The sequence below is a fragment of the Mannheimia sp. E30BD genome, assembly GCF_041807785.1.
In the GTDB taxonomy this organism is placed as follows: Bacteria; Pseudomonadota; Gammaproteobacteria; order Enterobacterales; family Pasteurellaceae; genus Mannheimia.
In genome coordinates, this window is sequence record NZ_JBGTYX010000001.1 from 246,218 (window position 1) to 258,794 (window position 12,577).

At 40.0% G+C, this 12,577-nt stretch carries 13 protein-coding genes and 1 pseudogene; all 14 read left to right on the forward strand.

Annotated elements, in window-relative coordinates:
- Positions 1-54: 54 nt before the first annotated feature.
- Positions 55-1,947: a tRNA uridine-5-carboxymethylaminomethyl(34) synthesis enzyme MnmG gene (gene mnmG / locus ACERCG_RS01220; RefSeq protein ID WP_373610270.1), complete on the forward strand. Its 1,893-nt coding sequence runs from the start codon at positions 55-57 to the stop codon at positions 1,945-1,947.
- Positions 1,948-2,781 carry a tetratricopeptide repeat protein gene (locus ACERCG_RS01225; protein WP_373610271.1) on the forward strand — a complete coding sequence of 278 codons (834 nt, stop codon included), beginning with the start codon at positions 1,948-1,950 and terminating at the stop codon, positions 2,779-2,781.
- 10 nt (positions 2,782-2,791) lie between these two features.
- Positions 2,792-3,406 carry a 16S rRNA (guanine(527)-N(7))-methyltransferase RsmG gene (rsmG, locus tag ACERCG_RS01230; RefSeq protein WP_373610272.1) on the forward strand — a complete coding sequence of 205 codons (615 nt, stop codon included), beginning with the start codon at positions 2,792-2,794 and terminating at the stop codon, positions 3,404-3,406.
- A gap of 397 nt (positions 3,407-3,803) precedes the next feature.
- The gene (locus ACERCG_RS01235; RefSeq protein ID WP_373610273.1) at positions 3,804-4,187 is read left to right on the forward strand and encodes an ATP synthase subunit I; all 384 of its coding nucleotides are present in this window, start codon (positions 3,804-3,806) and stop codon (positions 4,185-4,187) included.
- A 25-nt stretch (positions 4,188-4,212) separates the two neighbouring features.
- Entirely contained in the window at positions 4,213-5,001 is a 789-nt protein-coding gene (atpB, locus tag ACERCG_RS01240; RefSeq protein WP_025236988.1) for a F0F1 ATP synthase subunit A, read from the forward strand.
- A 148-nt stretch (positions 5,002-5,149) separates the two neighbouring features.
- Complete coding sequence (gene atpE / locus ACERCG_RS01245; protein ID WP_025236987.1) at positions 5,150-5,404, forward strand: F0F1 ATP synthase subunit C; 255 nt, start codon at positions 5,150-5,152, stop codon at positions 5,402-5,404.
- Positions 5,405-5,462: 58 nt separating this feature from the next.
- Positions 5,463-5,933, forward strand: a complete 471-nt coding sequence (gene atpF / locus ACERCG_RS01250) for a F0F1 ATP synthase subunit B (protein ID WP_373610274.1) — start codon at positions 5,463-5,465, stop codon at positions 5,931-5,933.
- Positions 5,934-5,946: 13 nt separating this feature from the next.
- Positions 5,947-6,480 carry a F0F1 ATP synthase subunit delta gene (gene atpH, locus ACERCG_RS01255; protein WP_373610275.1) on the forward strand — a complete coding sequence of 178 codons (534 nt, stop codon included), beginning with the start codon at positions 5,947-5,949 and terminating at the stop codon, positions 6,478-6,480.
- 12 nt (positions 6,481-6,492) lie between these two features.
- Positions 6,493-8,034: a F0F1 ATP synthase subunit alpha gene (gene atpA, locus ACERCG_RS01260; RefSeq protein WP_373610276.1), complete on the forward strand. Its 1,542-nt coding sequence runs from the start codon at positions 6,493-6,495 to the stop codon at positions 8,032-8,034.
- 25 nt (positions 8,035-8,059) lie between these two features.
- Positions 8,060-8,926, forward strand: a complete 867-nt coding sequence (gene atpG, locus ACERCG_RS01265) for a F0F1 ATP synthase subunit gamma (RefSeq protein WP_373610277.1) — start codon at positions 8,060-8,062, stop codon at positions 8,924-8,926.
- A 20-nt stretch (positions 8,927-8,946) separates the two neighbouring features.
- Positions 8,947-10,320: a F0F1 ATP synthase subunit beta gene (atpD, locus tag ACERCG_RS01270; protein ID WP_373610278.1), complete on the forward strand. Its 1,374-nt coding sequence runs from the start codon at positions 8,947-8,949 to the stop codon at positions 10,318-10,320.
- 25 nt (positions 10,321-10,345) lie between these two features.
- Entirely contained in the window at positions 10,346-10,768 is a 423-nt protein-coding gene (locus ACERCG_RS01275; RefSeq protein WP_373610279.1) for a F0F1 ATP synthase subunit epsilon, read from the forward strand.
- Between the two features lie 156 nt (positions 10,769-10,924).
- On the forward strand, positions 10,925-12,349 hold the full coding sequence (locus tag ACERCG_RS01280) for a factor H binding protein domain-containing protein (RefSeq protein ID WP_373610280.1): 1,425 nt from the start codon (positions 10,925-10,927) through the stop codon (positions 12,347-12,349).
- 158 nt (positions 12,350-12,507) lie between these two features.
- Positions 12,508-12,577: pseudogene (locus ACERCG_RS01285) on the forward strand (IS1595 family transposase); the annotation flags it as partial.

Sequence of the window (12,577 nt, forward strand, 5' to 3'; positions counted from 1 at the left end):
CGCTAAAATGTGTGCTTATTTTTGTACAGTATTTTTTAATTTCAAAGGCGATATATGATTTATACACAAATTTACGATGTGATTGTGGTCGGTGGCGGACACGCAGGCACGGAAGCGGCTCTAGCTCCAGCACGAATGGGGCTTAAAACACTACTTTTAACTCACAATGTTGATACTTTAGGGCAAATGTCTTGTAACCCAGCCATCGGTGGAATCGGTAAAGGTCATTTGGTAAAAGAGATCGATGCAATGGGTGGTTTAATGGCAACAGCTATTGACCATTCAGGGATCCAATTTAGAACGCTCAACAGCTCAAAAGGCCCGGCGGTGCGTGCCACCCGTGCACAAGCTGACCGTGTGCTTTATCGCAACGCAGTTCGCACGGCATTAGAAAATCAGCCAAATTTAGATATTTTCCAGCAAGAAGTGGTTGATATTATCATTGAAAATAACCGTGCGGCGGGAGCAGTGACCAAAATGGGCTTAACCTTCAAAGCTCGTTCTATTGTTTTAACGGCTGGCACTTTCTTAGCGGGTAAGATCCATATTGGTTTAGATAACTACGCAGGTGGTCGAGCTGGCGATCCTGCAGCGACTATATTGGCTGATCGTCTGCGTGATCTCAACTTACGCGTTGATCGCCTTAAAACAGGTACTCCACCGCGTTTAGATGCTCGTACCATTAATTTTGATGTATTAGCTCAACAGCACGGTGATGATGTGCTACCTGTGTTCTCCTTTATGGGAGACGTTTCGCAGCACCCTCGCCAAATTCCGTGCTATATCACTCACACTAACGAGCAGACCCACGATTTAATTCGTAATAGCCTCGACCGTAGCCCTATGTACACAGGCATTATCGAAGGCGTAGGGCCTCGTTACTGCCCATCGATTGAAGATAAGGTAATGCGTTTTGCGGAGAGAAATTCGCACCAAATCTACTTAGAACCGGAAGGTTTAAACACCATTGAAGTTTACCCGAACGGGATCTCCACCAGTCTGCCGTTTGATGTGCAGATGGGGATCGTCAATTCAATGAAAGGCTTGGAAAATACCCGCATTATCAAACCAGGCTATGCAATTGAATACGACTATTTCGACCCACGAGACTTAAAACCAACTTTAGAGACCAAAGCCATTGACGGCTTATTCTTCGCAGGGCAAATCAACGGCACTACAGGTTATGAAGAGGCGGCAGCACAAGGTTTATTAGCTGGCATTAATGCGGCATTACAAGTTCAAGGCAAGGAATCTTGGTTCCCTACCCGTGATTTAGCTTATACAGGCGTATTGGTGGACGATCTCTGCACGCTAGGCACAAAAGAGCCATACCGTGTATTCACTTCTCGTGCGGAATATCGTCTATTATTGCGTGAAGACAATGCGGATATTCGCTTAACGCCGATTGCTCACGAATTAGGTTTAATTGACGAAGTCCGCTGGGTGCGTTTCAATCAAAAAATGGAAGCGATTGAGCAAGAAAGAGCTCGTTTGAAATCTACTTGGGCACATTTACAAATGCCAAATCTGGACGAATTGAACGCGTTATTGGCTAACCCGTTAGCCCGTGAAGCCAGTGGTGAAGACTTAATCCGCCGTCCTGAAATGAGCTACGAAAAACTGACCCAAATCGCCCCGTTTGCTCCAGCAATTGAAGACAAACAAGCTGCAGAACAGGTGGAAATTGCAATTAAATATCAAGGCTACATCGAACATCAATACAACGAAATTGAACGCCATAAACGCCACGAAAATACCCAAATTCCGCCAGAGTTTGATTACGACAAAGTGGACAGTTTATCTAACGAGGTGCGTGCTAAATTGATGCAACATAAGCCAGTTTCCATCGGACAAGCCAGCCGCATTTCAGGCATTACCCCTGCGGCAATCTCCATTCTTCTGGTGAATTTGAAAAAGCAAGGAATGTTGAAGCGTGGAGAGCTATAAATGAACGATATAAAGCAACTATTTATTTTTATTTGCTTTTTATGTTCGTCTATCAAAGCAAACGAAATGAATTCAGATAAAATTACACAAGCCTATCGAGCATTTGATCAAGGTAATATTCAGCAAGCCGTTCAGCTATTAGAAGAACAGGCAAAAGAAGGTAATTCTTATAATGCTCTATATGCAATGTATTATTTAGGACATCTCTACTGGATTGGACAGTATGTTGCAGAAGATAGTGCTAAAGGAATGGCTTGGTTTGAAAAAGCGGCTAACGCAGGATCTTTAGAGGCTTTGGAATATCTTGCACAAACCTACCGAAGTGGATCTGGCGTTGATAAGGATATTGATAAAGCCATCTACTACTATGAAAAACTTGTTGAGTTTGATGTTGAACACCATCGCTCAGCAAAAGCTAATATAGAACTGAGCTCTCTTTATTTAAAACAAGAAAAGGGCGAGTTAGCGATACGAGCTCTAAAACGAATTGATTCTGTAAAGGGCGTTTCTTATTGGAACGAGGCATTAATAAACCTTGCTAAAATTTATGAGAAAGGTTTAGCAGGCGTAAGTAAAAATGAAAAAGAAGCTTTTCGTTATTATAAACTTAATTATGATTGGTCGCTTTATTTGAATAATGGGTATAAATCCTTTCCGCAATATACGTTTAAATTAGCCGAAATGTATGAGAAAGGTACTGGCACGCCAAAAGATATCGCTCAAGCAAAAAATTTTTATCAGCTGACAATTGAAAATATTATCAATGATGATAATAATCCAGAATGGAGCGATATATTAACGCAATCCCACAAAGCATTAGAACGACTAAAATAGAATTTGCAAAATGTTAGAAAAATTAGACCACTTGTTAGCCCAAGCCGAAATAAATTTGACCGATCAACAAAAATCCCAGTTGGTTGGTTTTGTTCGTCTGTTAGATAAATGGAATAAAGCTTATAACCTCACTTCCGTCCGTAACCCTGATGAAATGTTGGTTAAACACATTTTAGACAGCCTTGTGGTGAGCCAACATTTACAGGGTGAGAAGTTTATTGATGTAGGCACCGGGCCGGGGCTGCCGGGCATTCCTCTGGCGATTGCTAACCCTGATAAGCAATTTGTATTGCTAGACAGCTTAGGCAAACGCATCACTTTTATCAAAAATGCCTTGCGTGAGTTAGGAGTAACGAATGTCACGCCAATCCAAAGCCGAGTTGAAGAGTACACCGAAAGCCAATTTGACGGCGTATTAAGCCGAGCCTTTGCCTCGCTCAACGATATGATCGACTGGTGCTATCATCTGCCTGCTGAAAACGGCAAGTTTTATGCGTTAAAAGGCGTGTATGACGAGCAAGAAGTAGCAGAGATTAAAAAGCCGATTGAGCTACTTGAAGTGATTGAGCTGAATGTGCCAGAATTAGTCGGTGAACGGCATTTAGTTGTTCTTAAAAAAGCATAATACAAGCGGTTAGATTTTTGTTACTTTTTGCAAATATCTAACCGTTTTTTTACAAATTATTTACTTGTTTTAGACCTTTTCTCCTCTTTTTATCGTAAATGTGGAATTTTTCTTATTTTTGGAAATTTCGGGCATTGTGATTGTTCTTTTTTTAATAAAGCGTCGGTTTTTTTATATTCGCTTATGTTCACTAAGTCATTCATTATTCTGATTTTTTACTACCGGTTTTCCTAAAATCGACCTTTTTTAACAAAAATGTGATGAATGCCACTTTTTCAATAGTTTTCGGTTGCAACTCCTAATGAGTAAAGTATAATTTCGAGCGGATTTCCATTGATCTAACAGTGGCTATTTTTTTAGCCTGATTGTCAAATAACTTGTTCAAAAAGGATAAAAAGTGTCTGCTGTAATCAATAAAGCAAAATCACAATATCGCAGAGCGTTGGGAATTGAAGTAGGAGCTATTTTAGTTTTAGCTTTTATTCTCTTTTTGTGTAAAGGGAATATGGTTATTTCCTTTCTTGCTGGGGGTATCTCTAGTTTTGTGCCTCACTGTGTTTTTGTGTATTGGGTTTTCTTTAGAAATTCTGCAAAAGATCGGACAAAAATGACCGCTTTCTATTGGGGCGAGGGGATTAAGTGGGCGATTGCTATCGTCTTGATGATTGCTAGTTTTACCTTAATTCCAAATCTTCAATTTTTAGTATTTTTTGTAGGTTATTTTTTAGCACTGTTTTTAAACATTGCATTGCCGATGTTCTTGAGTCGGAAATCAACATAGTTTTTTAATTTTGAAAGGATAAATTATGGCTGGGTCTACCGCAGAATATATCACTCACCATTTGACGTTTTTAACAACGGGTGAGGGATTTTGGAATGTGCATTTAGATACCTTGTTTTTCTCATTGGTAGCAGGTGCTATTTTCCTTTATTTTTTCCGCAAAGCAGCAAAAAACGCAACAACGGGCGTGCCGGGCAAGTGGCAATGTTTTGTTGAGATGATTATTGAATGGGTAAACGGTGTGGTTAAAGAGAACTTTCACGGTCCTCGCCACGAAGTTGGTCCATTAGCATTAACCATCTTTTGCTGGGTATTCATTATGAATGCGATTGACTTGATCCCGGTTGATTATCCACCTCAATTAGCAAGTTTGCTAGGTATTGACTATTTACGTGCAGTACCAACAGCAGATATTAGTGCGACATTGGGTTTATCAATTGGTGTATTCTGCCTAATTATCTACTACACAATCAAATCGAAAGGTTTCGGTGGTTTTGTTAAAGAATATACGCTACATCCGTTTAATCACTGGGCGTTTATTCCGGTAAACTTCTTATTAGAAGTGGTTACATTACTTGCAAAACCAATTTCTCTTGCATTCCGTTTATTCGGTAATATGTATGCAGGTGAATTAATCTTTATTTTGATTGCTGTAATGTATATGGCAGAAAGCATAGTACCGCAAATGTTGGGTGTACCGCTTCAAATTGTTTGGGCGATCTTCCACATTTTGGTTATTACGCTACAAGCATTCATCTTTATGATGCTCACAATCGTGTATTTAAGTATTGGTTATAACAAAGCTGATCATTAATACAAGCGGTTAAAAAATCTTAATTTTTTACAAGTTTAAATTTTGTAGAGTGATTACTCTGTAAAACAATGAAATGGAAGGCATACGCCTTTTTATATTTAACTAAACTAGCCTTTGGCTAAATTCCTCAACCCTTATGGAGAACATTATGGAAAACGTAATTACGGCAACAATTTTTGGTTCAGTAATTTTATTAGCTTTCGCTGCATTTGGTACTGCGATCGGTTTCGCATTATTAGGTGGTAAATTCTTAGAATCTTCTGCCCGCCAACCGGAATTAGCAAACAGCTTACAAACTAAAATGTTTATCGTTGCAGGCCTTTTAGATGCTATCTCAATGATCGCAGTTGGTATCGCGTTATTATTCATCTTCGCTAACCCATTCATCGGTTTATTAGGCTAATCCCTATAAATAATAGGCGTTACCTTCGGGTAATTTAACTAACTTTATAGGAGGCGTTGTGAATTTAAATGCAACACTAATTGGTCAGCTTATTGCGTTCGCAATCTTTGTTGCGTTCTGTATGAAATATGTATGGCCACCGCTAATTCGAGCGATTGAAGAGCGTCAAGCAAATATTGCTAACGCATTGGCTTCTGCCGAAAAAGCGAAACAAGAGCAGGCTGATTCTAAAGCTGCTGCGGATCAAGAAATTCTGCAAGCGAAAGAAGAAGCTCAAAAAATTATTGATTTAGCAACAAAACGTCGTAATGAAATTTTAGAGTCTGTGCAAGCAGAAGCTGAAATTGAGCGTCAGCGTATTATTGAGCAAGGTTATGCGGAAGTTGAAAGCGAGCGTAAACGTGTTCAAGAAGAGCTTCGTCAAAAAGTGGCGGCATTGGCTGTTGCCGGTGCGGAGAAAATTGTTGGTCGTTCAGTTGATGCTGCAGCGAACAATGATATTATTGATAAGCTAGTTGCAGAACTATAAGAAGGTGGGGCAGATGTCAGAATTAAGCACAGTAGCTCGCCCCTATGCTAAAGCGGCTTTCGATTTTGCTTTAGAACAAGGTCAATTGGACAAATGGCAGCAAATGTTACAGTTTTCTGCATTAGTCGCTAGTGAAGAGCAAGTCGGTGATTTTATTAATTCATCACTTGCAAGCGGTCAAATTTCTGATGCTTTTATCAAAATTTGTGGCGAACAATTAGATCAATATGGGCAAAATTTCATTCGTGTTATGGCTGATAATAAGCGTTTAGCTGTATTACCTGCTGTATTTAGTGCATTTTTAGAATTAAGAGCAGAACACGAATCAATTAAAGATATTGAGGTTGTCTCTGCAGAAAAATTAACAGATGCACAAGAAGCAAAAATTGCCAATGCGATGGAAAAGCGACTCGGAACAAAAGTACGAATTACTTCATCAGTAGATAACTCATTAATTGCGGGTGTTATTATTCGTTATGATGATGTGGTGATTGATGGTAGTAGTCGTGGACAGCTAAACCGCTTGAGTCAAGAGTTGAGCTTGTAAGAGGAATAAAAAATGCAACTAAATTCAACAGAAATTAGTGAATTGATTAAAAAACGAATTGCCCAATTTAATGTGGTATCTGAAGCAAAAAGCACAGGGACAATCGTTTCAGTAAGTGATGGAATTATTCGTATCCATGGTCTTGCTGATGTAATGCAAGGTGAAATGATTGCATTACCAGGCAATCGTTATGCGATTGCATTAAACTTAGAAAGAGATTCTGTCGGTGCGGTTGTAATGGGACCTTATGCTGATTTAGCAGAAGGGATGGAAGTACAATGCACAGGTCGTATTTTAGAAGTACCGGTTGGTCGTGGGTTATTAGGTCGTGTAGTTAATACATTAGGTCAGCCTATTGATGGTAAAGGTGAAATCCAAAATGATGGTTATTCTCCAATCGAAGTGATTGCACCGGGCGTTATCGATCGTCAATCGGTAGACCAACCAGTTCAAACCGGTTATAAAGCGGTAGACTCAATGGTGCCAATCGGTCGTGGTCAGCGTGAGCTTATCATCGGTGACCGTCAAACAGGTAAAACTGCATTAGCTATCGATGCGATCATTAACCAACGTGATTCAGGCATTAAATGTATCTATGTTGCTATCGGTCAAAAAGCATCAACTATTGCCAACGTAGTGCGTAAATTAGAAGAGCACGGTGCATTACAAAACACTATCGTGGTTGTAGCATCTGCGTCTGAATCAGCCGCATTACAATACTTGGCTCCTTATGCGGGGTGTGCAATGGGTGAATACTTCCGTGATCGTGGTGAAGATGCGTTAATCGTTTATGATGATTTATCTAAGCAAGCAGTTGCTTACCGTCAAATTTCATTGTTATTACGCCGTCCACCGGGTCGTGAAGCATTCCCGGGTGATGTATTCTACCTACACTCTCGTTTATTAGAGCGTGCGTCTCGTGTAAACGCAGACTATGTAGAGCGTTTCACTAATGGTGCGGTGAAAGGTCAAACAGGTTCTTTAACTGCATTACCGATCATCGAAACTCAAGCGGGCGACGTTTCTGCGTTCGTTCCAACAAACGTAATCTCGATTACTGATGGTCAGATTTTCTTAGAATCAGGCTTATTCAATGCGGGTATTCGTCCTGCGGTAAACCCGGGTATCTCGGTTTCTCGTGTGGGTGGTTCTGCACAAACTAAACTTGTTAAGAAATTAGCGGGTGGTATTCGTACTGCATTAGCACAATACCGTGAATTAGCAGCATTCGCACAGTTCGCATCAGACCTTGATGAAGCAACACGCAAACAGCTTTCTCACGGTCAGAAAGTAACTGAATTGTTGAAACAAAAACAATTCGAGCCAATGTCTGTTGCACAGCTTGGTTTATCTCTAGCGGCGGCTGAATATGGTTATCTTGATGATGTACCTGTTGAGCGTGTAGGTTCATTTGAGTCTAACTTATTGGTTTATGCTCAAAGTAACTACGGCGAGTTTATGCAAGAACTGTCAAAATCTGGCAATTTCAATGATGAAATTAAAGATAAATTGAACGAGATTTTATCTAGTTTCAAAAAGAACAGTGCTTGGTAATCTAACTTTTTAGCGGAGAAAAAATATGGCAGGTGCTAAAGAGATAAGAACCAAAATTGCAAGTGTTCGTAATACACAAAAAATTACCAAAGCGATGGAAATGGTTGCCGCATCAAAAATGCGTAAAACCCAAGAGCGTATGTCGGCTTCTCGCCCTTATGCAGATAGCATTCGCAAAGTAATTAGCCATATTGCCAAAGGTAACATTGAGTATCAACACTCATTCCTCATCTCACGTCCAGTGAAGAAAGTGGGCTATTTAGTGGTTTCAACTGACCGTGGATTGTGCGGTGGTTTGAATATTAACTTATTTAAAACAGTGTTAAATGAGTTAAAAGAAAAAGATGATCAGGGTATTAAATCTGAATTAAGTTTGGTTGGAAACAAAGGTATTTCTTTTTTCAGCCCAATGGGATTAGAGATTAAAGGTCATCTTAATGGATTGGGTGATACACCAGCAATGGAAAATTTAGTCGGTATTGTAAACGGTATGGTAAAAGCCTTCCGTGATGGCGAGATTGACGAAGTTTATGTGGTATATAACCGCTTCGTAAACACTATGTCGCAAAAACCGACAATACAAAAATTACTTCCATTGCCAGAGCTTGAAAATGACTCATTAGGGCAAACAGGTTCTTGGGATTATATCTATGAACCAAGTCCGCAAGCGTTATTAGATAGCTTACTTGTACGTTATTTAGAATCTCAGGTATATCAAGCAGTTGTTGATAACCTAGCCTCTGAACAAGCAGCTCGAATGGTTGCGATGAAAGCGGCAACAGATAACGCAGGTAATCTCATCAATGAGTTACAATTGGTGTATAACAAAGCTCGTCAAGCAAGTATTACGAATGAATTAAATGAAATTGTCGCGGGTGCCGCAGCAATTTAACAATGAATAGAGGAACGGTAATGGCAACGGGAAAAATTGTACAGATCATCGGTGCGGTAATCGATGTTGAGTTTCCGCAAGATGCAGTACCAAAAGTTTATGATGCATTAAAAGTTGAAACAGGCTTAACGCTTGAGGTTCAACAACAATTAGGTGGCGGTGTGGTTCGTTGTATCGCACTGGGTTCATCTGATGGTTTAAAACGTGGCTTAAAAGTTGAAAATACGAATAAAGCGATTGAAGTACCAGTAGGTACAAAAACGTTAGGTCGTATTATGAACGTATTAGGTGAGCCAATCGATGAAGCAGGCCCTATCGGTGAAGAAGAGCGTTGGACAATTCACCGTGCAGCACCAAGCTATGAAGAACAAGCTAATAGTACCGAGTTACTTGAAACGGGTATCAAAGTTATCGACTTAGTCGCTCCGTTTGCGAAAGGTGGTAAAGTTGGTCTATTCGGTGGTGCGGGCGTAGGTAAAACGGTAAATATGATGGAGTTAATCCGTAACATCGCTATAGAGCACAGCGGTTACTCTGTATTTGCGGGCGTGGGTGAGCGTACTCGTGAGGGTAACGACTTCTACCACGAAATGAAAGACTCTAACGTATTAGACAAAGTATCACTTGTTTACGGTCAGATGAACGAACCACCGGGCAACCGTCTGCGTGTGGCATTAACAGGCTTAACAATGGCGGAGAAATTCCGTGATGAAGGCCGTGATGTATTATTCTTCGTAGATAACATCTATCGTTATACCCTTGCAGGTACGGAAGTATCCGCGTTATTAGGTCGTATGCCGTCTGCGGTAGGTTACCAACCAACTCTTGCAGAAGAGATGGGTGTATTACAAGAACGTATTACTTCAACGAAAACAGGTTCTATTACCTCTGTTCAAGCAGTATATGTTCCTGCGGATGACTTAACTGACCCGTCTCCGGCAACAACCTTTGCTCACTTAGACTCAACAGTAGTATTAAGTCGTAATATCGCATCACTTGGTATCTACCCAGCGGTAGACCCATTAGACTCAACCTCTCGCCAGTTAGACCCATTAGTGGTTGGCGAAGAGCATTATAACGTTGCTCGTGGTGTACAAGGTACATTACAACGTTATAAAGAGTTAAAAGATATTATTGCAATCTTAGGTATGGACGAATTATCTGAAGATGACAAACGCTTAGTAGCTCGAGCCCGTAAAATTGAACGTTTCCTTTCACAACCATTCCACGTTGCGGAAGTATTCAACGGCGTGCCGGGTAAATTCGTACCATTAAAAGATACAATTCGTGGCTTTAAAGGCATTTTAGAAGGCGAATACGACCATATTCCAGAACAAGCGTTCTATATGGCGGGTTCAATTGACGAAGTGGTTGAAAGAGCAAAACAGATGTAATTGTTCTTAAACAAAGGAGAACAGTATGACATCTCAATTTGAACTCACAGTTGTGAGTGCGGAAAGTAAAATCTTTGAAGGCACAGTAACAAGTGTGCGTGTTTCAGGGATTGATGGCGAATTAGGGATCTATGCAGGGCATACCCCATTATTAACTGCTATCAAACCGGGTATGGTTAAGTTCACTTTAGCTGATGGTAAAGAAGAGTTTATCTACGTATCAGGTGGTTTCCTTGAGGTACAACCAACCGTTGTTACTGTGCTTGCAGATACCGCAATTCGTGGTGAAGACTTAGATGAACAACGTATTCTTGAAGCAAAACGCAAAGCAGAAGAACGTTTATCTAAAGCCGATAGTGAAGACTATTTAACGGCGAAATTAGCACAAGAAATTGCTAAATTACGTGTTTACGAACTCACAAAAACAAAATTAGCGAATAAACGTTAATCTCGAAAAGCCTCACGAAAGTGGGGTTTTATTTTTACAAGCGGTTGAAAATCATAAATTATTTCCAATAATTCATTTCTTACTTGACGACAGATTGTTTTTTTTTTGTACAATTTTGGTGTGCGTTTGCACGGTTAATTTAATAAGGAAAACACTATGTCGGTAAAAAAACTTTCTCTAGCTAGTCTTATTTTACTTAGTCTTACAGCCTGTAGTAGCGGTGGTGGGAAATCAGGTGAAACAAATCTAAAACGGCAAAATGAGCTAACCCAAGCTCAGGCAGAACTAGATTCGGTTAAATCAGAATTAGTAAAAGCAAATCAAGATCTAAGTTCAGCACAAAGCGAGCTTTCAAAAGCAGCTCATACTGTACAACAAGCCCAAGCAGATTTAGCGAAAGCTCAAGCGGATAAAAATACAACGGCAGCACAATTAGCTCAAGCGAAAGCAAATTTAGCGAACGCAGAAAAAGCGAAAGAAATTGCAGAAAGCAAGTTATCTGTTGCGAATAATGAAAAACAAGCGGTGCAAAATCAGCTAAATTCTGCAAATGGCGATCTGGTTAAAGCAAAGAGCGATTTACAACAAGCCCAAGCAGACTTAGCGAAAGCTCAAGTAGATAAAAACACAACGGCAGCACAATTAGCTCAAGCGAAAGCAAATTTAGAGAACGTAGAAAAAGCGAAAGAAATTGCAGAAAGCAAGTTATCTGTTGCGAATAATGAAAAACAAGCGGTGCAAAATCAGCTAAATTCTGCAAATGGCGATCTGGTTAAAGCGAAGAGCGATTTACAACAAGCCCAAGCAGATTTAGCCAAAGCTCAAGCGGATAAAAACACAACGTCAGCACAATTAGCTGTAGCAGAAAAAGCAAAATCTGAGGCAGAAATGGCATTGCAAAATAAAAATAAGGTGATTAAAGAAATAGTGCAAAAAGCCGCAGAAATTACCAATGAGCAGGGGCGAGAGTATTCTTGGGTGGGTTACACAGAATCATCTCTACTACAAGGATTAAGCAAGCACGCCTTTATTAGTATGTCTGCAGAAAATTTAGATGGTATTTTTGTGGGCGATCACTATATTTATCTGACACCCAATGTCACGCTGATAAGCCGTGATCATAAAGCATTTTGGGATTCGGCTGAGCCAAAACAAAGTAGTTTTAGAGTACAAGGTATTAATGGCAAAAAAACAGAAAACCTTCCATTAAACGGCGAAGCAACTTATATTGGAAAAGGCTTCAACTCAGATAATGTGGGGTTGTTAAATTACAAAGTGAATTTTGCGGAGAAAACTGGTGTGGGCTCGATCTCACAATTTAATAACGCTTCCATTCCAACGATTCAGTTAGAAAAAGGTAATATTGTTGATGGTATGATTAAAGCGAACGCTTCTGCCGCAGGGGGTATTTCAGGCAAGTACGAATTAGGTTTTTATGGAGATAATGCTCAATCTATTGCAGGCGAAGCCTATCTTTATAAACAATTTGAGGGTGGAATTACAACAAACAGCCGTACAGCCGAAAAATATAGTGATAGCGAAAGAGGCACAGTTTTTGGTATAGCTGGTGAGAAGCAATAATTATTGTAGGTTTACAAGCGGTCGAAAAACGCAAATTTTTTGCAAAAACAGACCGCTTGTAGAAACTTAAAAGCGAACCCTAAGGTTCGCTTTTCGTTATTAAAGAAGGGGCTGTCCTAGATAACGACTAAAACTTCCATTTAGGTTAAGATAACCTTATGAGAAAAAGTCGTCTAAGTCAGTACAAACAACATAAACTCATAGAGCTGTTTGTAGCAGGCGTAACCG

Excerpts from the sequence above, each read along its gene's own strand:
- mnmG (WP_373610270.1), top strand. The coding sequence starts at position 55 with ATGATTTATACACAAATTTACGATGTGATTGTGGTCGGTGGCGGACAC.
- ACERCG_RS01225 (WP_373610271.1), top strand. The coding sequence starts at position 1,948 with ATGAACGATATAAAGCAACTATTTATTTTTATTTGCTTTTTATGTTCG.
- rsmG (WP_373610272.1), top strand. The coding sequence starts at position 2,792 with ATGTTAGAAAAATTAGACCACTTGTTAGCCCAAGCCGAAATAAATTTG.
- atpB (WP_025236988.1), top strand. The coding sequence starts at position 4,213 with ATGGCTGGGTCTACCGCAGAATATATCACTCACCATTTGACGTTTTTA.
- atpE (WP_025236987.1), top strand. The coding sequence starts at position 5,150 with ATGGAAAACGTAATTACGGCAACAATTTTTGGTTCAGTAATTTTATTA.
- atpH (WP_373610275.1), top strand. The coding sequence starts at position 5,947 with ATGTCAGAATTAAGCACAGTAGCTCGCCCCTATGCTAAAGCGGCTTTC.
- atpA (WP_373610276.1), top strand. The coding sequence starts at position 6,493 with ATGCAACTAAATTCAACAGAAATTAGTGAATTGATTAAAAAACGAATT.
- atpG (WP_373610277.1), top strand. The coding sequence starts at position 8,060 with ATGGCAGGTGCTAAAGAGATAAGAACCAAAATTGCAAGTGTTCGTAAT.
- atpD (WP_373610278.1), top strand. The coding sequence starts at position 8,947 with ATGGCAACGGGAAAAATTGTACAGATCATCGGTGCGGTAATCGATGTT.
- ACERCG_RS01275 (WP_373610279.1), top strand. The coding sequence starts at position 10,346 with ATGACATCTCAATTTGAACTCACAGTTGTGAGTGCGGAAAGTAAAATC.
- ACERCG_RS01280 (WP_373610280.1), top strand. The coding sequence starts at position 10,925 with ATGTCGGTAAAAAAACTTTCTCTAGCTAGTCTTATTTTACTTAGTCTT.